The 20,223-nt window shown below is 43.9% G+C and carries 18 protein-coding genes; 13 read left to right on the plus strand and 5 right to left on the minus strand.

Annotated features, from left to right (window positions below):
- Nucleotides 1–13: 13 nt before the first annotated feature.
- From ABUE30_RS07475 to ABUE30_RS07490, 4 genes are all read left to right on the plus strand, one after another.
- Entirely contained in the window at nt 14–814 is an 801-nt protein-coding gene (locus ABUE30_RS07475) for a PTS mannose/fructose/sorbose transporter subunit IIC (protein ID WP_408623093.1), read from the plus strand.
- Between the two features lie 15 nt (nt 815–829).
- Nucleotides 830–1,675: a PTS mannose transporter subunit IID gene (locus ABUE30_RS07480; protein ID WP_408623094.1), complete on the plus strand. Its 846-nt coding sequence runs from the start codon at nt 830–832 to the stop codon at nt 1,673–1,675.
- A 109-nt stretch (nt 1,676–1,784) separates the two neighbouring features.
- The gene (locus tag ABUE30_RS07485) at nt 1,785–2,267 is read left to right on the plus strand and encodes a DUF986 family protein (RefSeq protein ID WP_408623095.1); all 483 of its coding nucleotides are present in this window, start codon (nt 1,785–1,787) and stop codon (nt 2,265–2,267) included.
- Nucleotides 2,268–2,392: 125 nt separating this feature from the next.
- A complete protein-coding gene (locus ABUE30_RS07490; protein ID WP_408623096.1) occupies nt 2,393–2,815 on the plus strand; it encodes an META domain-containing protein in 423 nt (140 codons plus the stop codon).
- A gap of 26 nt (nt 2,816–2,841) precedes the next feature.
- Here the strand turns inward: ABUE30_RS07490 and zntR are convergent, their stop codons facing one another.
- Nucleotides 2,842–3,249, minus strand: coding sequence for a Zn(2+)-responsive transcriptional regulator (gene zntR, locus ABUE30_RS07495; protein WP_408623097.1), 408 nt, complete (start codon nt 3,247–3,249; stop codon nt 2,842–2,844).
- Nucleotides 3,250–3,593: 344 nt separating this feature from the next.
- On the opposite strand from zntR, the gene purH reads away from it, so the two are divergent.
- The 3 genes from purH to ABUE30_RS07510 all read left to right on the plus strand — a co-directional run bounded on the left by purH (nt 3,594) and on the right by ABUE30_RS07510 (nt 6,995).
- Nucleotides 3,594–5,186, plus strand: coding sequence for a bifunctional phosphoribosylaminoimidazolecarboxamide formyltransferase/IMP cyclohydrolase (purH, locus tag ABUE30_RS07500; RefSeq protein ID WP_408623098.1), 1,593 nt, complete (start codon nt 3,594–3,596; stop codon nt 5,184–5,186).
- Nucleotides 5,187–5,234: 48 nt separating this feature from the next.
- Nucleotides 5,235–6,539: a phosphoribosylamine--glycine ligase gene (purD, locus tag ABUE30_RS07505; RefSeq protein ID WP_408623099.1), complete on the plus strand. Its 1,305-nt coding sequence runs from the start codon at nt 5,235–5,237 to the stop codon at nt 6,537–6,539.
- A gap of 270 nt (nt 6,540–6,809) precedes the next feature.
- Nucleotides 6,810–6,995: a PA3496 family putative envelope integrity protein gene (locus tag ABUE30_RS07510; protein WP_408623100.1), complete on the plus strand. Its 186-nt coding sequence runs from the start codon at nt 6,810–6,812 to the stop codon at nt 6,993–6,995.
- 184 nt (nt 6,996–7,179) lie between these two features.
- Here ABUE30_RS07510 and ABUE30_RS07515 read toward each other — a convergent pair whose 3' ends face one another.
- A complete protein-coding gene (locus ABUE30_RS07515) occupies nt 7,180–8,226 on the minus strand; it encodes a substrate-binding domain-containing protein (protein ID WP_408623101.1) in 1,047 nt (348 codons plus the stop codon).
- A 158-nt stretch (nt 8,227–8,384) separates the two neighbouring features.
- On the opposite strand from ABUE30_RS07515, the gene galE reads away from it, so the two are divergent.
- A complete protein-coding gene (gene galE / locus ABUE30_RS07520) occupies nt 8,385–9,404 on the plus strand; it encodes a UDP-glucose 4-epimerase GalE (protein ID WP_408623102.1) in 1,020 nt (339 codons plus the stop codon).
- A gap of 59 nt (nt 9,405–9,463) precedes the next feature.
- Here galE and ABUE30_RS07525 read toward each other — a convergent pair whose 3' ends face one another.
- The 3 genes from ABUE30_RS07525 to ABUE30_RS07535 all read right to left on the minus strand — a co-directional run bounded on the left by ABUE30_RS07525 (nt 9,464) and on the right by ABUE30_RS07535 (nt 13,117).
- Nucleotides 9,464–10,498 (minus strand): MalM family protein, encoded by a 1,035-nt coding sequence (locus tag ABUE30_RS07525; protein ID WP_408623103.1) that lies wholly within the window; start codon nt 10,496–10,498, stop codon nt 9,464–9,466.
- Nucleotides 10,499–10,560: 62 nt separating this feature from the next.
- The gene (gene lamB / locus ABUE30_RS07530; RefSeq protein WP_408623105.1) at nt 10,561–11,895 is read right to left on the minus strand and encodes a maltoporin LamB; all 1,335 of its coding nucleotides are present in this window, start codon (nt 11,893–11,895) and stop codon (nt 10,561–10,563) included.
- Between the two features lie 142 nt (nt 11,896–12,037).
- Nucleotides 12,038–13,117: an ABC transporter ATP-binding protein gene (locus tag ABUE30_RS07535; RefSeq protein ID WP_408623106.1), complete on the minus strand. Its 1,080-nt coding sequence runs from the start codon at nt 13,115–13,117 to the stop codon at nt 12,038–12,040.
- A 356-nt stretch (nt 13,118–13,473) separates the two neighbouring features.
- Between ABUE30_RS07535 and ABUE30_RS07540 the strand changes: the two genes are divergently transcribed.
- Genes ABUE30_RS07540 through ABUE30_RS07560 form a run of 5 tightly spaced genes read left to right on the plus strand, consistent with a single transcriptional unit; the run spans nt 13,474 to nt 20,223 of the window.
- On the plus strand, nt 13,474–14,712 hold the full coding sequence (locus ABUE30_RS07540) for an extracellular solute-binding protein (protein WP_408623107.1): 1,239 nt from the start codon (nt 13,474–13,476) through the stop codon (nt 14,710–14,712).
- A 12-nt stretch (nt 14,713–14,724) separates the two neighbouring features.
- Nucleotides 14,725–16,068 carry an ABC transporter permease subunit gene (locus tag ABUE30_RS07545; RefSeq protein ID WP_408623108.1) on the plus strand — a complete coding sequence of 448 codons (1,344 nt, stop codon included), beginning with the start codon at nt 14,725–14,727 and terminating at the stop codon, nt 16,066–16,068.
- 14 nt (nt 16,069–16,082) lie between these two features.
- Nucleotides 16,083–16,928, plus strand: a complete 846-nt coding sequence (locus ABUE30_RS07550; RefSeq protein ID WP_408623110.1) for a sugar ABC transporter permease — start codon at nt 16,083–16,085, stop codon at nt 16,926–16,928.
- 11 nt (nt 16,929–16,939) lie between these two features.
- Complete coding sequence (locus tag ABUE30_RS07555; RefSeq protein ID WP_408623111.1) at nt 16,940–18,136, plus strand: glycoside hydrolase family 53 protein; 1,197 nt, start codon at nt 16,940–16,942, stop codon at nt 18,134–18,136.
- A gap of 17 nt (nt 18,137–18,153) precedes the next feature.
- A complete protein-coding gene (locus tag ABUE30_RS07560; protein ID WP_408623112.1) occupies nt 18,154–20,223 on the plus strand; it encodes a beta-galactosidase in 2,070 nt (689 codons plus the stop codon).

Raw genomic sequence — 20,223 nt, forward strand, 5'->3', positions numbered from 1 at the left:
AAGGAGAGATTTCATGGAAATCACAACCATACAAATTGTTTTAATCTTTATTATTGCCTGCTTAGCGGGTTTTAGCTCGATTCTAGATGAATTCCAATTCCACCAACCCCTCGTTGCTTGTACCTTAATTGGCTTGGTACTGGGTGACATGAAAACCGGGATTATCATCGGCGGTACATTGCAGATGATTGCCTTGGGGTGGATGAATATTGGGGCAGCCGTTGCACCTGATGCAGCATTGGCATCGGTGATTTCGACCATTTTGGTTATCGCAGGTGGGCAAAGTGTTGGTGCTGGGATTGCACTGGCGATCCCTCTAGCTGCCGCGGGTCAAGTACTGACTATTATCGTACGGACCATCACTGTGGGCTTTCAGCATGCAGCTGATAAGGCAGCAGAATCAGGCAACCTCAGCGCGATTAGCTGGATACATTGCTCTGCATTAATTTTGCAAGCCATGCGTATTGCTATTCCTGCAACTATTGTCGCCGTTTCAGTGGGAACTGATAGTGTTCATGCAATGCTCTCAGCCATTCCAGAAGTGGTCACCAATGGTTTAACCATCGCGGGCGGAATGATCGTTGTCGTTGGTTACGGGATGGTCATTAACATGATGCGCGCAGGCTATTTAATGCCTTTCTTCTACCTCGGCTTTGTCACTGCCGCATTTACCAACTTCAACTTAGTCGCTCTCGGTGTATTAGGTGTCATCATGGCCATCGTTTATATCCAGTTACAGCCGAAATATAACCAATCTCAGCAAGTTGCGCAGGCTCAGCCCGGCAGCAATGATCTGGATAACGAATTAGATTAATAGGAGCATTTGATCATGGTTGACTCTACTAAACAGAAAAAAATAACCAAGTCTGATATTTTCAGTGTATTTTTACGCTCGAACCTATTTCAGGGCTCTTGGAACTTTGAACGGATGCAGGCTCTGGGATTTTGCTTCTCAGTTGTACCAATGATTCGTCGGTTATATCCTGAGAATAATGAAGAACGCAAACAAGCAATTCGTCGCCATCTGGAGTTTTTCAACACGCATCCTTACGTGGCCGCACCCATTTTGGGTGTCACGTTAGCAATGGAAGAACAACGTGCTAATGGTGCCAAAGAGATTGATGATGCAGCGATTAACGGGATTAAAGTCGGTTTGATGGGGCCATTTGCTGGTGTTGGGGACCCTGTATTCTGGGGGACCATGCGTCCAGTATTTGGTGCTTTAGGTGCAGGGATTGCCATGAGTGGCAGTTTGCTCGGCCCTATCATGTTCTTCTTCTTGTTTAACTTGTGCCGCTTGTTAGTCCGTTATTATGGCGTGGCTTATGGCTACAAAAAAGGGGTCGACATCGTTAATGATGTAAGCGGTGGCTTCTTGCAAAAACTTACGGAGGGCTCATCAATTCTTGGCCTCTTTGTGATGGGGGCGTTAGTTAACAAATGGACTCATGTCAATATTCCGTTGGTGGTATCAAGAATTACTGACCCGAAAGGCCAGGTCCATATCACCACAGTACAAACTATTCTAGACCAGCTAATGCCAGGCCTTGTCCCATTGCTGCTGACTCTTGGGTGTATGTGGCTGATGCGTAAAAATGTCAATCCACTATGGATTATCCTTGGTTTCTTTGTCATTGGGATCGTCGGTTACGCCATTGGTTTGTTAGGGCTATAACTGCATGAAGCCGAGCGAATCTCGGCTTCATCTTCACTGCTGATTAATACCACTCAAGTGGCTTTCATCGGCAGTTTTTTATCGACTATGAGTACAAAGATGAGGACCTATGTCAGTAACCGATTGGGTATTATTTGGCTTTATTATCCTGCTGTTTGGTTATGCCATTTATGATGAATTCATCATGCCTAGACGACATGGAAAAACGATTTTACACATCCCGTTATTGCGTAAAACACGCTTAGATAGCTTAATCTTTGTCGCACTTATTGCTATTTTACTCTATCGCAATATGACCAACGGCGGTCGTCCTTTCACAACCTATCTATTAGTCATGGTTGCACTACTATCGGTCTATCTGGCTTATATTCGCCAGCCTAAATTACTATTTAAACCAAGTGGTTTTTTCTTTGCCAATGCTTTTATTGATTACCAACGGATCAAATCAATGAACTTAACTGAGGATGGCGTTCTAGTCTTTGGTTTAGACTCAGGAAATCTCCCTATCGAGCTACATCGTATCGATGATTTAGGAAAAATTACCGAACTATTTTCGCGGCAGGAAACTCAACCGATGACCAAATCGTCTTAATCCATGTTGGCTCGATTAACAGCGATAGGGCTATTTAGCTGGTTAATAAATTGCTGTATTTTATCCGCTCTTTCGTTACACTGAAAACGTTGACATTCAAGTCATCGATTTACCACAGGGACGACATGCGCATTATCAACAGTTTAATTAACCTGTCGTTGGCCGCCATGCTAGCAGGGTGTAATGGGTATCCCCCACCACTTAATCGAGCGGCTTTAAATCAGACACAGTGGCGAGCGACATCCCCTTATGACGCTCATCAGTATGTCCAATTTAATTTACGCCAAGTAAACCAAAATCTGGCGTTATATGGACAAGGCGGATGCCATCGCTTTGCGGGGATGATGCGTGTGGAGGGCAACCGGATTAGTCTAGACACACCATTAATGAAGCGCAATATTCAAGGTTGTCAAGTAGGCCGAGAGATGATGATCAACCATTATATTGACGTCATTCAACAAGGGTTGATTTTTGATGCGGGTGCATTTTACAGCAGCGATGGTTCGGTGGTATTCCATCAGCAAATGCCAACGGCTAAAAATAATTAACCCTCAGACAGAACAGCTGATCTCAGCTATTTCATCAAATCATCCAGCGCCTCTAAAATAGAACAATGAGCGGCGCTTTCATCGCCGCCACAGCATACTTCACTTAAATGTAATAATGATGATTCAAATGCGCGTAATTCTTCAATTTGCGCGCGCACAATCGCCAACTTGTTATCAACCACTTTTTTCACATCGCGGCAAGCAACTTGCTCACGGGCATCGCGAATGGTGGCGAGCTCTTGCATATCAGCATTGGCCAGTCCAGCATTTTTACCTCGTAAAATAAATTTTAAACGGCGCAGGTCATGATCGGTGTACACCCGATAACCATTAGCAGCCCGAGGTGGAGCCTTGAGTAAACCTTCCTTTTCATAAAAACGAATCGTCTCTGTAGATACGCCACTTAACTGTGCAATTTCACCAATTCGATACATGTGCAACACCTTATTCTGATGATGTGATAACTTGACTATGGCAGCCATCTAATCACTAGGTCAAGCCTGATAATCGGGTCATCGTATAAAGCCAAAACACCAAAATGCTTTAACTCAATGCCACCGACGATGCTCGATTCAATACATATAAGTGTCAGTATACCCGCTGAAAAGGGCGAAAAAAGTCAATAAGTTATCACTAATAACTGCCTGATATGGCGTAAATAAGCTGATTTTTTCATCCTGACATCGCCTTTCATTGTCATTTTCAGGTAACATATGTGGCAGTTCTATGGCAGTCCCCCCTGCTCTTAAATTTCAACCTAAAGAGGAATGATCCCGCAATGGAAAACGCTCGACCTATTCGACGTGCTCTAATTAGTGTTTCAGATAAAACTGGTATTGTAGAATTTGCCCGCGCATTAAGTGAGCGCGGCGTCGAATTACTCTCGACCGGAGGCACCTGTAAACTACTCGCTGACAACGGTATTTCCGTCATGGAAGTATCTGATTATACAGGTCACCCAGAGATGATGGATGGCCGGGTCAAAACCCTTCATCCAAAAATTCACGGTGGTATTTTAGGTCGCCGAGGCACTGATGAAGAGATTATGGCTGACCATCAGATCCAACCAATTGATATGGTCATCGTCAACCTCTATCCCTTCGCACAAACCGTTGCTAACCCAGATTGTTCGCTTGAAGATGCGATCGAAAATATCGATATTGGTGGCCCAACAATGGTTCGCAGCGCGGCCAAAAATAACAAAGATGTGGCCGTTGTCGTCAACAGTGGTGATTACCAGCGTGTTTTAACCGAAATGATCGCCAATCAAAACTCGCTCACGCAATCGACTCGTTTTGATTTGGCTATCGCGGCCTTTGAGCACACGGCCGCTTATGATGGCATGATTGCCAACTATTTCGGCACCATGGTACCTAGCTATGGCTCGCCTGAAGAAAATAATCCTGATTCAGCCTTTCCTCGCACTATCAACTTCCAATTTAAGAAAAAGCAAGATATGCGTTATGGTGAAAATAGCCATCAACAAGCCGCTTTTTATGTGGAATCTGATGTCCCGCAAGGATCAATCGCCAATGCCAATCAGCTGCAAGGCAAAGCACTTTCTTATAATAACATTGCCGATACGGATTCAGCGTTAGAGTGTGTAAAAGAATTTGATGAGCCCGCCTGCGTCATTGTCAAACATGCTAACCCATGTGGTGTGGCCATTGGCGAGAACATTTTCGATGCCTATCAGCGTGCCTTTGCCACTGATCCAACGTCAGCATTTGGCGGCATTATCGCGTTTAACCGCACACTAGATGCCGATACAGCTGAAGCCATTGTCGCCAAACAATTTGTCGAAGTCATTATTGCCCCACAGATTTCAAGCGAAGCGCGCCAAATTGTGGCGGCTAAGAAAAATGTACGCTTGTTAGAAGCAGGACAATGGCAGCAAAAAGCGCGCGGTTATCAGCTCAAACGAGTCAATGGTGGCTTATTAGTGCAAGATCGCGACAATGGTATGATTCATCAAGGCGATCTCCAAGTCGTCACTGAACGTACCCCAAGCGAGCAAGAATTGAGTGATGCCCTATTTTGCTGGAAAGTAGCCAAATATGTGAAGTCAAACGCGATTGTTTATGCCAAAAATCATATGACTATTGGCGTGGGTGCAGGCCAAATGAGCCGCGTCTATAGTGCCAAAATAGCCAGCCTTAAAGCACAAGATGAAGGGCTTGAAGTCGCGGGCAGTGTCATGGCATCAGATGCATTTTTCCCATTTCGTGATGGGATTGATGCAGCGGCAAAAGCCGGAATAACCTGTGTGATCCAACCGGGTGGTTCTATTCGTGATGATGAAGTCATTGCAGCGGCTAACGAGCATGGCATTGCTATGATCTTTACCGGTATGCGCCATTTCTTCCATTAATTATTGCTATGCGACGCTGGGGATCGCCCCAGCCTCAACAGGAATGTTATGAAAGTTCTTATTATTGGCGGCGGTGGCCGTGAACATGCTTTAGCTTGGAAAGCTGCTCAGTCTATGATGGTTGATCAAGTATTTGTTGCTCCAGGCAATGCAGGATCTGCGTTAGAAGACAAGGTCAGCAACGTTGAGATAGCTGCCGATGCCATTGAGCAATTGCTGCAGTTTGCCCAAGAACAACGTATTGAGCTCACTATTGTCGGGCCAGAAGCCCCCTTGGTTATTGGTGTAGTAGACGCGTTTGAAGCAGCGGGTCTCGTGATTTTTGGTCCAACGCAGGGCGCCGCGCAACTTGAGGGATCAAAAGCTTTTACCAAAGACTTTTTAGCTCGCCACCAAATCCCATCCGGCGCTTACCAAACCTTTAGTGAAGTTAAACCTGCTCTTGAATACATCAAGCAGCAAGGCGCGCCGATCGTCATCAAGGCCGATGGCTTAGCAGCTGGCAAAGGCGTTGTCGTTGCCATGGATGAAGCACAAGCTGAGGCAGCCATTCATGATATGCTCTCTGGCAATCGCTTTGGTGATGCAGGCAGTCGCGTTGTTATCGAAGAGTTTTTAGACGGTGAAGAAGCCAGCTTCATTGTGATGGTTGATGGGGAACATGTGTTACCCATGGCAACCAGCCAAGACCATAAACGTGTCGGTGATGGCGATACCGGTCCGAATACGGGTGGTATGGGAGCCTATTCACCAGCGCCTGTCGTGACCGCAACCATCCATCAGCGAGTCATGGATGAGGTGATCTATCCGACCGTTCGTGGCATGGCAGCAGAAGGTCATCCCTATAAGGGATTTTTATATGCCGGATTAATGATTAGTGCAGACGGAACACCGAAGGTTATTGAATACAATTGCCGCTTTGGCGATCCAGAAACCCAGCCGATCATGATGCGACTACGCTCTGATCTGGTTGCTTTATGTTTGGCGGGCAGTACTGGTAACTTAGATAAAAGTACCGTTGAATTTGACTCACGACCAGCCCTTGGTGTGGTCATAGCTGCTGGTGGCTACCCTGAAGCGTATCAAAAAGGGGATGTCATTAAAGGCCTACCGGATGTAACACCGCTTAGCGAAGCTATCGATCAAAAAATATTTCATGCAGGAACGCGTCTTAATGAACAGGGGCAAACTCTAACAGCGGGTGGTCGAGTGTTGTGTGCAACGGCCCTTGGTGATTCAGTCTTTGACGCGCAGCAAAAAGCCTACGCACTTGCCAAACAGGTCTATTGGCAGGGTAGCTTTTATCGTCATGATATTGGTCATCATGCGATTAGCCGCGAAATGTGTGAGTAAGGCCTCAATTACTGGCCCAGCTTCTGCTAGGCCAGTTTAGTTTTAATCACTCGTAAATTCAATGAGTTAGTCTTTTTTAAAACTTTTTAGTGAAAAAATAAACTTTCTTAGAAAAAAATAGACTAAAAACGCTATTTTTTCCTCTTTACTCCTTTCTCAACTATTGCGACTATCGTCAGGTCACGCGATTTATCGCGCTTTAACTGGCCTGTTTGTCCTCATCCCACGTACAGGCTTAGATTCAAGTTGATTGTTTTGGAGTGCTAGGGAATGAAACGATCTAATCGCCCTCATTTTGATGATGAAGAATGGATGGACGAGGATGAGCTTAAGCATGCTCGTAAAAGTCATCAGGAACATCGCGGCCGTACCAAAGGGCAGGCTCGTCGTGAAATTGAAGATTACCAAGAGCAGAAACAGCTTCGAGGTTTATTGCGTGAGGGATATGACGATTAACTAAACTAATACGTTTAGGCCTGCTTAACTAATGCGTTAAGCGGGCCTTTTTAATGCTCTGTTTAACCATTCTTTTTTACTTTGCTGCATATTTCCTTCTCTATCCCTTAGCCATCATTTCGCTCACAGCCCTCATCTTAGGGTGTGTGTTTATTGCTAATAAGTGCCTATAGCAACGACCAAACTAGCGCATCGTGGGTATGACACCTGGCATATCCGTATCAAATTCACTGACATAACGGTTAACCGAATGACGACGGATCAAAGTTGGTTTATATATCCCAGCACCTTTTGCACCCTGCTCTCCATCGGCAAGCTGAATAGCCAATTGCGCAGCTTTTTGCGCCATCTGGGTCAGTGGATAGCGGATAGTCGTTAAACGCGGGTGGACATAACGGGCAATCAAGCCATCATCAAATCCTACAATGGAAATCTGCTCCGGCACTTTGACATTATTATCATAAAGTATGGTTAATGCACCAGCCGCCATCGAATCGTTATAGCAGATCAGCGCTGAAAACTTCTCATACATACTCATTAATTCAGTCATCGCATGTTCGCCGCCAGTATGATCAGGCGAGCCATAGGTCACCAATTGTTCATCAAACGCGATATCATAATCGTTGAGCGCCGCGCAATATCCTGCCAATCGATCTTGCGCATCTGAGATAACATGATCTGAGCACAAAAAACCGATGCGTCGATGGCCTTGAGATAACAGATGCGACGTTGCCAGCCAGGCACCATAATGGTCATCCAGTGCTAAACATCGATCCGCGTAAGCGGGCACCATACGGTTAATCAACACCATTCCAGGAAGCTGCTGAAAATATTCGCCAAGTTGCTCATCACTCAACTTTTTCGCGTGCACGACCAATGCACGGCAGCGATGTCTGAGCATCTGTTCAATCATTTGCTGTTCACGTTCACCATCATGATAGCCATTGGCCACTAACAAAAACTTTTTATGCGCCATCGCCACATGATCAGTCGCTTTAACCATGGCTCCAAAAAAAGGATCCGAGACATCGGCGACAACTAACCCGAGCATTTCAGAATCTTGATGTGCTAAAGCGCGCGCGCTTGCATTGGGTTGATAACGCAGTTCCAGCATGGCTTTGCGTACCCGCTTAACCGACTGGCTACCTGCTTTAGGTGAACCATTAATCACGCGAGATACGGTTGCAACAGAAACCCCCGCTAACTTTGCTACATCTTTGATGGTTGCCATGTATTCCTCTATGCACAGTTGATTCGTTTTTTTGATATCATTTCGCCAACTTTCAGCTTGTTAAGCTAACCCTATCTGTCACTATGATATCAACTGGGGTTGATAAGTTTAGTCAACCATTTATAGATCGTTCTATTTAATCATCATGGAGTCTTGTCATGCCAACTATTTTGGTTACCGGTGGTGCTGGCTATATAGGTAGCCATACCTATATCCAAATGATAGAGGCGGGATTCACGCCGATCATTTTTGATAACTTTTGTAATAGTAAATTAAGCGTGATCGAGCGCATCAGCGCTATTACCTCACACCCTCCATTGCTCTATCAAGGCGATATTCGCAATCGGGCTCAACTCGATGAAGTGTTTAGCCAACACCATATCGATGGTGTGATTCATTTCGCAGGCCTAAAAGCGGTGGGTGAATCAGTTGCCAAACCCATCGACTATTATCAAAACAATGTTGCAGGCACTTTGACACTTATCCAAGCGATGCAAGCGGCCCATGTCAAAAAACTGATCTTTAGCTCATCGGCGACCGTTTATGGTGATCCAATCTCCGTGCCGATTCGTGAAGATTTTCCAACGCTAAGCGCAACCAACCCTTATGGCCAATCAAAATTGATGATTGAACGCATGCTACAGGATCTAGCTCATTCTGATCCAGAGTGGTCAATTACCTTACTGCGTTACTTTAATCCCATCGGCGCCCACCCTAGTGGCACCATGGGTGAAGATCCACAAGGGATCCCGAATAACTTGACGCCCTATATCACCCAAGTGGCCGTCGGTCGGCGCGATCAAGTATCCATTTTTGGTGATGATTATCCAACCCCTGATGGTACTGGCGTGCGCGATTACATTCACGTTATGGATTTAGCCGATGGCCATGTTGCAGCCTTAACTCATAAGCTCAATGAAGCAGGCGTGCATATCTACAATCTAGGTACTGGCCAAGGTTATAGTGTCATGCAAGTTATCCGTGCATTCGAGCAAGCCTGTGGCCACACGATTGACTATCAAATGTGCGCACGCCGCGAAGGCGATATTGCTCAGTGTTGGTCTGACCCGAAAAAAGCAGCACGAGAACTCCACTGGCAAGCCAGCCGCGATATCAAGCAGATGGCCATTGATGGCTGGCGTTGGCAATCCAATAACCCCGAAGGGTATCCTAACTAGTGTTTCAATGGCGATGGAGCTTAAAGTCCTCCTCGCCATTCTCTTAATCAATTTAGAGATTAGAGCTGACTTAAAGCGTTGGTAAAAATTTGCGCCGCATCATTAATGCCATGCGCGCGCGCATCTTTATAGAGTGCCACAGCGCCTTGATAATCACCTTTGCGCAGCGCTTTTTGAATCGATTTATACAATCGTTTTTCACTCATTTGCACTTCAAAAGGTTTCGTCGACGAATACATATCATTAGCTGATGCCGCCCCAGTTGACTCATCAGATTTAGGCAATAATAACTTATCAGGGCGTAATGCATGATCATTAGCGGCTTGTTTAGGCACATCACTCGTCACTGTATGATTGCTCACTTTCACAGCGGGTGTAGCACTTTGTAGCAGCGCATCTGGCACGCTCGTCTGAGATTGCTGCGCCACTGGCGCACTTAAATCAGAAACCTTTCGAACAGCTAGCACAAATGAACCAAAAGGTTGATAGCTCATCTGTTTATATCGCAGCCCCATTGGCGGCGGCGCATAGGCGTGCTGACGATTAAATACGGTTTGCTCTGTTTCTATTTTGAAATGCTCTGTTAATTGCTCTTTAGGTTGATAGACAACAAGATAGGTGCGATCTGCGCCGCCCATGACGATCTCTCGATCAATCGAACCATTTTGCACATATTCATTAGGGTTTTGAGTAATAAATTTATTATCAAGCACACCCGTCACTTGGAATTGATCATTAAGTACAATGATTTTAGGTAAAAACAGATGTTTATGAATATCAAACGTTAAAGTGACATTGAAATGGCTATAGCGATTCACCGACGCTATTTTAAAAGCAGCAAAATAAGCGGGACTATCTGAAAAATGAAAGAGAGGAGACTGCGGCATAATAGCTTGATTATATTCACCCGAGCGATTAATCACCTTATAGTCGATTGCGGACAAGTTCTGACAACAGCTTGCCTGCTTTGCGAGCCCCTGCTCAAATAGTGCCACATCAACATCTTGCTGTTGCTGATGATGGGATTGTCCAGTCCATGAAGAACACCCCGTTAAAACAGTGATCAACCCCAAAACAACCATCGTTGTTCTCATATACACCCCCTAAAAGAGGTCGGGCAAACGCCCGACCCACTATACTGTTCTAACGAATTAACCTACCACCAAACTTCACCTTGCACACCATAACGCAAGTCATGATTAGAACCGCCATCATCAATTGCGTTAGAGCTACCTTTGTCATCTTTAATATAAGTTGCATAGATGCGAATTTCTGGACGGGCATACAAACCAGGGCCAGCAGACCATGCTTGGGCAATCGTGAATTTATGACCTGCTTGATCACTATTGGTTGTATCTGATTTGTTTAAGTTAAAGTAACCCACTTCAGCCATGGTTTTATTGTAGTCATCCCATTGGTAGATAGGACGCGCCACTGCCGAAAATAGGGTTTGATCTTGACCATCTGCATCAATATTTGACGCATGGCCATAGGTCAACACATAATCAACACTGAATTGATGAGTAATATTCATATTCGTGGTGTTGATTAAGCGGTAGCCGCTGGCATCACTGGTGTCATTCCAAGCATCATACCAACCGCCGCCTTGACTAACCATGTTCTGTGCAAGCCCTTTATTGGCATACTGTGCAACCAACGTGGTGTAATAACTAAAGACTTTCTGGCTCAAAACGGCCGTTGCCATGATGCCGTTTTTCGCATCTTTATAGTAAATACCGCCAGAGCTTTTGGTGACATCTTTCTGACCAGTTGACTTATTCGGCATCGCATAGTCGATCCCTAACTCAACCCAAGAACCAGCCCAAGGCGATAAACCCGCATAACGAACATCAGCATAGTTAATATTTAAATCATCAGTGTAAGCATGGCCATTAGGACCAAACTGTTGGGAGTCAGAACCAGTGGCGTCACCGCGTAACCATGCAACTGATAATTTACCGGGACCTGTTTTAAAATCTTCAACCCCAATACCATAACCTGAAATATCCCAATACTTCGTATCAATAATATGTAAATCATGACGCTGGTAGAAGCGCTTCCCTACCCATAAAATGGTATCAGGATGTGAGTCAAATAACCCTTTTGCTCGAATATTTAACTGTTTAATGCCAAAATTAGCTGAACTATTTGAGGTATTTTCAGTTCCTTGAAACCCGTTACTGTCCATTGAAAACATGGAATCAACATAAAATGACTTGCCATCTTTATTATAAACTTCTTCACCTAAGCCCAGTTCAGCATAGGTATCAAATTCATTACCCAGACGACCTAATACCTGTTTTTGATAATTATTTTTACTTTGTGTCCCACCCGATTTACTTGAAACACCTAACCCACTTCTAAAATAACCACTGAGCTGGGGTTTATACAAATGGTCGGTTGAAAACCAAGGGTTCGTATCTGCTGATGCAGCCAAAGGCACCAAGCAGCTCATCCCTAACGATGAATATATGATTATATTCTTTAACATTATTATCTCCTTATTATGTAGGGCTACCTAATTATCGTAGGGCTACGATTTATTTACTTCTTAAGTACAAATAAATCAGATGAGCATTAATCAACAAGGATTAAAAAGCAGCTCAAGTATGTCTATTTATTTTGCAATTAAACTAACTAACACACAGTCCTTCTGCATTAAAAATTAGGCAGTTTTCTTCTTTAAAATAAACATCAATTGTTTGATATGGTTTAAAATGCTGATCACCCGGCAATAACATTTTAAAATGGTCCACACCACAAACTTGACCAAACACATATGTACTGTTTCCCAATCGCTCAACTACTTCTGTATGAAACGGCACCTTCACCGACTGTGGCTCTTGGGAAATATTTTCTGGTCGAACACCTAGCGTGACTTCATCATCAACTTTAACGGCTAATTTCGAGTGGTGGAGCGAAATTGCAAGTTGGCCATTGAGTAATAAAGAGACTGACTCTGGTGTCACTTGAGTCACTTTTGCCGGAATAAAGTTCATTTTTGGCGAGCCGATAAACCCAGCCACAAATAAATTCTTAGGATGATAATAGAGATCCATTGGCGAGCCGACTTGTTCGACAGAACCGGCCTGCAAGACCACGATCTTATCAGCCAATGTCATCGCTTCCACCTGATCATGAGTCACATAGACCATGGTATTACCGAGCTCTTGATGAAGCTTGGCAATGTACAAACGCATCTCAACACGTAATTCGGCATCCAAATTCGAAAGCGGTTCATCAAAGAGAAAAACTTTAGGGTTGCGAATGATCGCCCGGCCGATTGCAACACGCTGGCGCTGCCCCCCCGAAAGCTGCTTCGGTTTACGATCAAGCAGTTCTGACAACTGGAGTGTTTTTGCCACAACCTCAGCTTGATGACGTCGTTCAGCTTTGCCAACGCCCCCCACCTTTAACCCATAACTAATGTTGTCAGCCACAGTCATATGTGGATATAACGCATAAGATTGAAACACCATCGCAATGCCGCGTTTTGATGGTGCTATATCATTAACGACTCGATCATCGATTGAAATTTGCCCATCAGAGATAGTCTCTAAACCCGCAATCATCCGCAGCAATGTTGATTTACCACATCCTGATGGCCCAACAAAAACAGTAAATTCCCCGTCCTCAATCTCCAAATTTACACCGTGAATAGCTTCCGAATCGGCGAACCGTTTCACAACATTTTTCAATTGAATACTAGCCATTGAAGATGATTCCTTTTTAGCGATACGCAGATCTGAGTCATTCCATTAACAGCTCTCCCATGCAGGGATAGCGTTAACACTTAAAACTGATGACGCAAGTTAACACTGAATTTGAAGACATTAACAGTACCAGTTTTTAAAAATGTAACCGCTTTCACAAAATGCTATAAATTTCGAGAATCTGATCACACAAATAACCATTAACAGTGGTTATTTGGCGCTGAAAACCTTTTACTATTGGAACTTGAATAAACGATTCATAGACTGTCTGCCTATCCCCTACATATTAATGATTTGGTAGATATGGGAAGAACAAAATCAACATATTGCTTCAACTCATTACTTAAGGAAGAATCATGAAAATTAGTAAAATTTCGGCTGCATTGATGTTATCGCTCGCATTTACAGGAGCGATTAGCAAAGCAGCGCTTGCTGATACATCAACTCATAAGTTATTAGTATGGGAAGATATTAAAAAATCAGATGGTATTGCTGATGCAGTCAAAGCGTTTGAAGCCAAATATAACGTGGATGTCAAAGTCTTAGAAATGCCGTTTGCACAGCAGATTGAAAAATTACGGCTAGATGGTCCAGCCGGAATTGGCCCTGATGTGATGGTGATTCCAAATGACCAAATTGGTGGGGCTGTCATTCAAGGTTTACTCGCTAAACTGAATCTACCGACTAGCTATTTAAATGAGTATACACAATCAGCTGTTGACGCTCTTAATTATAAAAACACGCAATATGGTATTCCTAAAGCAGTTGAATCCCTTGTCATGATTTACAATAAAAAAATGGTCAAACAAGCGCCTCAAACGATGGACGAACTTTATCAATTGTCATTAAAAGAACGTAAAGTTGATAAATTCGGTTTACTCGCAAAATTTGATCAAATTTATTACAGTTATGGCGTTATTTCCGGCATGGGTGGTTATATATTTGGTAAAAATAGTAATGGCTCATTTAATTTCAATGATATTGGTTTAAATAACGCAGGTAGTGTCGAAGCGGTTAAGTATATCGAGAAATTCTTTACCAGTGGCGCCTTTCCCAAAGGAATTATCGGTAGTTCGGGTCTCAATGCCATTGACACCATGTTTACCGAACAAAGAGCAGCGGTGGTCTTTAATGGACCATGGGCCTTCGAACCTTATAGAAAAGCAGGGGTCGATTATGGCGTCGCTCCACTGCCGATGTTGCCAAATGGCAAACATATGCGCTCATTTTTGGGTGTGAAAGGCTATGTGGTATCTAGTTATTCGAAAAATAAAGAATTGGCCGTTAAATTCATCAAATTTATCAATCAGGAAAAATATGAAAAAATCCGGTTTGATAAAACGTCTGAAATTCCTGCTTTGAAAGCACTACTCAAAGATCCTGACTTTACCAAAAATCAAGAAGCAACAGCCGTAGCACAGCAAGCAAAATATGCCACAGCAATGCCGAACGTCCCTGAAATGCAAACCATTTGGACACCAACCAACAACGCTTTACAGCTGGTTGCGACAGGCAAATCCAAAGTTGCTCCTGCGCTTAATACCGCAGTAGACAACATCAAAATGCAAATTCAGATGACTCAGTCAGAACAATAATAGTGTTCTTTAATGGGGATAAATTTTATTTATCCCCAACAATGGAGGAGAGATCCCTTGCTTCATTCGCATCAATCCAGCTTTCAGATATTTAGTACTCGAAGAGGGAAAGCTTCGCTTCTATCACTATTTCCTGGGCTAGGTCAAATTTATAACAAAGAGTATCTTAAAGGGCTGATGTTCATGGTCCTGCTTTTTAGCTTAGGAGGGTGCTTTTATGACTTTCTTATAAGGGGATATTGGGGATTAGTGACTTTAGGAACTGAACTCCCTAGGGATAACTCGATATTTTTACTTGCCAAGGGCATTATTGCAGTGATCATTAGCACACTGCTCTGTGGTATCTATTATTGGAGTATCCATGACGCCTATAGTACTGGGCAAAAGATTGATGAGGGTAATTCAACAGGTGGCATTCGGGAACAATACCAGCTTTTAATCAAAGATGGCTTCCCTTACTTTATGACCACGCCAGCCTTTATTCTATTAGTCTTTGTGGTGGTATTCCCGATTGTATTTGGTTTTGCGATTGCCTTTACTAACTATAATCTCTATCACACGCCACCTGCGCGACTAGTTAGCTGGGTGGGGATGATGAACTTTATCAATATCTTTAAATTTAGTTTTTGGCGAGATACTTTTATTGATGTGTTGCAGTGGACAGTTGTTTGGACATTAGTTGCAACCACACTACAATGCGCTGTAGGTATTTTGTTGGCAATTTTGGTCAATCAAAAAGATCTACGCTTTAAACCCATTATGCGCACCATTTTAATTCTGCCTTGGGCGGTTCCTGGATTTGTGACTATCTTGGTGTTCGCTGGCATGTTCAATGAGAGTTTTGGTGTCATCAATAACACCATTTTGCCAATGCTTGGGATTGCACCTAAAGATTGGATGACTGACCCTTTTTGGACTAAATGTGCGCTGATTATGATGCAAACATGGTTAGGCTTTCCTTTTGTATTTGCCATGACTACCGGTGTTTTACAAGCTATCCCAGAAGATCTCTATGAAGCGGCAACCATTGATGGCGCCAATGCATGGCAGAAACTCAAATCAATTACACTGCCTTTGGTGCTTTACTCTATTGCACCGATCATCATCACCCAATACACCTTTAACTTTAATAATTTCAATATCATCTATTTATTTAACAATGGTGGCCCGGCTGTGAGTAACTCCAATGCTGGAGGAACGGATATTTTAGTCTCATGGATCTATAAACTAACCATGTCATCCTCACAATATGCAATTGCAGCAGCGATTACTATTTTGCTGTCTATCTTTGTGGTCGGTATTGCGCTGTGGCAATTTAAAGCAACCAATTCATTTAAAGATGAAGATATGGTGTAGGAGGAGTTAATCTTATGTTTGAAAACACTAAAACTCGAAACTTAGTTCGATTATCACTCTCCTACTTTGTATTGTTAGTTGTAGCTGTGATTATTATTTACCCGTTGATATGGACCGTGGGCGCATCGCTCAATCCAGGGAACAGTCTGTTGAGCACGGAACTGATCCCAAAAAATGTCTCATTCATTCATTATCGCGAGTTATTCAGTGGCAATATTCCATATGTAGCTTGGTATTATAACTCAATGAAGATCAGTATATTAACGATGATCTTAACGTTGATTTGTGTCAGCTTTACCGCCTATTCGTTTTCTCGCTTTCGTTTTAAGGGGCGGCAAAATGGGTTGATGTTATTTTTGCTGTTACAGATGATCCCGCAATTCTCAGCCTTGATTGCCATCTTTGTGCTAGCGCAGATGCTCGGATTAATTAATAGCCATATTGCACTTGTTTTAGTGTATGTCGGTGGAATGATCCCCATGAATACTTATTTGATGAAAGGCTACTTAGATGCCATTCCTCGCGATTTAGATGAATCAGCGCGCATGGATGGCGCAAGTAATCTACGGATTTTCTTCGAGATTATTTTACCGCTATCAAAACCGATTATCGCAGTTATCGCGCTATTTTCGTTCACCGGTCCACTGGGAGATTTTATATTATCCAGTACCATCTTACGCACACCCGATAAATACACGCTACCCATTGGATTGTACAATTTAGTCGCACAAAAAATGGGGGCTAGTTATACCACTTATGCAGCAGGGGCCGTGCTCATTTCAGTGCCTGTTGCACTCATCTTTCTATCGTTGCAAAAATATTTTGTTTCAGGACTTACCGCTGGCGGGAGTAAAGGATAATGGTAAACACAATGAGTACATTAAAGAAAATAACATTGGCATTGGCATCAGCTTTTGTACTGACGGTGAGTCATTCGGCATTAGCTAACGAACCAATTAAAATCGAACCCGTAAAAACGCCCGCTCATTTTATAAAGGGTGCTGATATTTCTATTTTGGCTGATGTCGAAAAACATGGCGGTGTCTTTTATAATCAAAAAGGAATCAAACAAGATCCCTTAGTGATCTTAAAACATAATGGGATCAATTATGTTCGTATTCGCCTTTGGAATGATCCTAAAAGTGCCTCAGGTCAACCCTATGGCGGTGGCAATAATGATTTAACCACCGATCTAGCACTCGCTAAACGCGCTCACGCATTAGGATTAAAGATCTTATTAGATTTTCACTATAGTGATTTTTGGACTGATCCCGGTAAACAATTCAAGCCAAAAGCATGGGCGAACTATGATTTTCCACAGTTAAAACAGATTATTGGGCAATATACCCAAAAAACGGTTGCCGCCTTTGCCAAAGCTGGGGTCACACCCAACATGATCCAAATTGGCAATGAGATCAACGGCGGAATTTTGTGGCCGACAGGCAAAAGCTGGGGAGGCGATGGCCATGAATTTGATCGTCTCGCTGCGCTGCTCAAATCAGCAATCGCAGGGGCAAAAGCCAGCGCGCCACAAGCCAAAATTATGCTCCATCTAGCCAAAGGTGCCGACCAAGGCATGTTTAAATGGTGGTTTGGTGAAATCACCAAACGCGACGTTCCCTTCGATGTAATTGGTGTGTCGTTCTATCCCTATTGGGATGGCTCAATCAAAGCCTTAAAAGCCAACCTTGATCAAGTCGCCAGCACTTACCATAAAGATATTGTAGTGGTTGAAACACAATATGGTTACACCACTAAAAACTGTGACAGCGCTCCAAATAGCTTCGGCGAAAAAGAAGCTAAAAAATCGGGCTACCCAGCTTCCGTTCAAGGACAAGCTGATTTTATTCACGACCTGTTACAAACCGTCGTTTCAGTGAGCGATCATCGCGGCAAAGGCGTTTTCTATTGGGCTCCTTTGTGGCTTCCCGTGAAAGGATCGACTTGGGCAACACCGGCAGGTATGGCTTATATTCATGATAAATGGCAAGAGGGAAATTCTCGCGAGAACCAAGACTTATTTAATTGTAAAGGTCATGTATTACCATCTATCAAAGCGTTTAACTAATATTTGGAGTCGGCTTTATGTCTACAGCAAAACCAACGATGAAGGATTTCCCTGCCCTGTTGCACGGTGCCGATTACAATCCCGAGCAATGGTTAGAAGATCCTAGTATTTTCGACAAAGACATGACGATGATGAAAGAAGCGCATTGTAATGTTATGTCTGTGGGGATTTTTAGTTGGGCCATGTTAGAACCAAGCGAAGGCGAGTTTGATTTTCACTGGCTAGATGACGTGCTCGATGGACTTCACAAAAATGGGATTAACGTGTTACTGGCGACCCCAAGCGGGGCTCGCCCAGCATGGCTGTCGCAAAAATACCCAGAGGTATTACGTGTTAATGCCGAACGGGTACGCGCCCTTCATGGCGGCAGGCATAACCACTGTCTGACGTCTCCTGTTTATCGGGATAAAGTGGGTATCATTAATCGCAAACTGGCCGAGCGTTACGCTCATCACCCTGCCATTATTGGCTGGCATTTGTCTAATGAATATGGCGGGGAGTGTCACTGCGATCTCTGCCAACATGAATTTAGCAACTGGCTCAAAGCTAAATATGACTCGCTCGATGCGCTTAATCAATCGTGGTGGAGCCGCTTTTGGAGTCATACCTACTCAGATTGGAGCCAATTAGAATCACCTTCGCCTCACGGGGAAATGAGTATTCATGGCTTAAATCTTGACTGGAAACGTTTTAATACCGACCAAGTGACCAAGTTCTGCCAGCATGAAATTCAGTCAGTGCGCTCATTTAATCCAGAACTCCCCGTGACCACCAATTTCATGGAGTACTTTTACGATTATGATTATTGGAAATTGGCCAGCATCTTAGATGTGATTTCATGGGATAGCTACCCGCTATGGCATGGTCAGTGGCCCGATCACCAAACCGCGGCTTATATTGGTATGTACCATGATTTAATGCGTACCCTCAAAGGCGGGCAACCATTTTTACTGATGGAGTCCACTCCCAGTGCGACCAACTGGCAACCGATCAGCAAATTGAAAAAGCCGGGGATGCACATACTTTCATCACTGCAAGCCGTTGCCCATGGTTCGAACTCCGTGCAATATTTCCAGTGGCGTAAAAGTCGCGGGTCGGTAGAAAAATTCCATGGTGCCGTGGTTGACCATGTTGGTCATTTAGACACTCGGGTTGGCCGAGAAGTTTGCCAGCTTGGCGATGTATTAAGCCAACTGCCACAACTCACCCAATCGCGTATTAAGGCGAAAGTAGCGATCGTCTTTGATTGGGATAGTCGCTGGGCGATGGATAATGCCCAAGGACCCAGAAACCAAGGCTTGTTCTATGAAAAGACCGTTAATGATCACTATCGGCCATTTTGGGAGATGGGGATTAGTGTCGATGTCATCAATCAAAGCTGTAATTTAGACCAATATCAATTGGTGATTGCACCCATGCTTTACATGGTCAAAGCAGACTTTGCCGCGAAGTTACAAACATTTGTCGACGAAGGCGGCTGTTTAGTCTCGACCTATTGGAGTGGCATCGTCAATGAGCATGACCTATGCTTTTTAGGTGGATTCCCCGGGCCGCTGAAAGATATTTTGGGGATCTGGTCAGAAGAGATTGATAGCCTCTATGACGGCGAAACCAATCATGTGACAGGTAAAGAAGCAAATGCATTAGCCCTGAAAGGCCCTTATACAGCTCAACATTTGTGTGATTTAGTTCATCTAGAAGGCGCGCAAGCATTGGCAAGCTATGATGATGACTTTTACCAAGATTATCCAGCAGTAACTGTCAATCAGTATGGCAAGGGTTCAGCCTATTACATTGCCTCGCGAAATGATGAAGCATTCCATCAAGACTTTGCCACATCGCTCGCTGATACACTGCAGTTACCACGAGCCATCGCCACAGAGCTGCCTCAAGGGGTGAGCGCACAGGCAAGAGAGGATTCGCAGCAACGCTTCATCTTTGTGCAAAACTTTACTAATGCAGCAGTGCAAGTAAGTCTGCCGCATGCTTATAAAAATGCACTCAGTCGTGAGACCCACCAAGGTCAGTTATCACTGGATGCGTTCGGCTTTGCTATTTTGACAGAGCCCACCGATAAGGAAAGCTAA

It is taken from the genome of Celerinatantimonas yamalensis, assembly GCF_046054155.1.
GTDB lineage: Bacteria > Pseudomonadota > Gammaproteobacteria > Enterobacterales > Celerinatantimonadaceae > Celerinatantimonas > Celerinatantimonas yamalensis.

What these genes read in the sequence shown, in the direction of transcription:
- ABUE30_RS07475 (WP_408623093.1), top strand. Translation starts at nt 14, where the DNA reads ATGGAAATCACAACCATACAAATTGTTTTAATCTTTATTATTGCCTGC.
- purH (WP_408623098.1), top strand. Translation starts at nt 3,594, where the DNA reads ATGGAAAACGCTCGACCTATTCGACGTGCTCTAATTAGTGTTTCAGAT.
- zntR (WP_408623097.1), bottom strand. Translation starts at nt 3,249, where the DNA reads ATGTATCGAATTGGTGAAATTGCACAGTTAAGTGGCGTATCTACAGAG.
- purD (WP_408623099.1), top strand. Translation starts at nt 5,235, where the DNA reads ATGAAAGTTCTTATTATTGGCGGCGGTGGCCGTGAACATGCTTTAGCT.
- ABUE30_RS07510 (WP_408623100.1), top strand. Translation starts at nt 6,810, where the DNA reads ATGAAACGATCTAATCGCCCTCATTTTGATGATGAAGAATGGATGGAC.
- lamB (WP_408623105.1), bottom strand. Translation starts at nt 11,895, where the DNA reads ATGTTAAAGAATATAATCATATATTCATCGTTAGGGATGAGCTGCTTG.
- ABUE30_RS07490 (WP_408623096.1), top strand. Translation starts at nt 2,393, where the DNA reads ATGCGCATTATCAACAGTTTAATTAACCTGTCGTTGGCCGCCATGCTA.
- ABUE30_RS07525 (WP_408623103.1), bottom strand. Translation starts at nt 10,498, where the DNA reads ATGAGAACAACGATGGTTGTTTTGGGGTTGATCACTGTTTTAACGGGG.
- ABUE30_RS07515 (WP_408623101.1), bottom strand. Translation starts at nt 8,226, where the DNA reads ATGGCAACCATCAAAGATGTAGCAAAGTTAGCGGGGGTTTCTGTTGCA.
- ABUE30_RS07485 (WP_408623095.1), top strand. Translation starts at nt 1,785, where the DNA reads ATGTCAGTAACCGATTGGGTATTATTTGGCTTTATTATCCTGCTGTTT.
- galE (WP_408623102.1), top strand. Translation starts at nt 8,385, where the DNA reads ATGCCAACTATTTTGGTTACCGGTGGTGCTGGCTATATAGGTAGCCAT.
- ABUE30_RS07550 (WP_408623110.1), top strand. Translation starts at nt 16,083, where the DNA reads ATGTTTGAAAACACTAAAACTCGAAACTTAGTTCGATTATCACTCTCC.
- ABUE30_RS07560 (WP_408623112.1), top strand. Translation starts at nt 18,154, where the DNA reads ATGTCTACAGCAAAACCAACGATGAAGGATTTCCCTGCCCTGTTGCAC.
- ABUE30_RS07535 (WP_408623106.1), bottom strand. Translation starts at nt 13,117, where the DNA reads ATGGCTAGTATTCAATTGAAAAATGTTGTGAAACGGTTCGCCGATTCG.
- ABUE30_RS07555 (WP_408623111.1), top strand. Translation starts at nt 16,940, where the DNA reads ATGAGTACATTAAAGAAAATAACATTGGCATTGGCATCAGCTTTTGTA.
- ABUE30_RS07545 (WP_408623108.1), top strand. Translation starts at nt 14,725, where the DNA reads ATGGGGATAAATTTTATTTATCCCCAACAATGGAGGAGAGATCCCTTG.
- ABUE30_RS07480 (WP_408623094.1), top strand. Translation starts at nt 830, where the DNA reads ATGGTTGACTCTACTAAACAGAAAAAAATAACCAAGTCTGATATTTTC.
- ABUE30_RS07540 (WP_408623107.1), top strand. Translation starts at nt 13,474, where the DNA reads ATGAAAATTAGTAAAATTTCGGCTGCATTGATGTTATCGCTCGCATTT.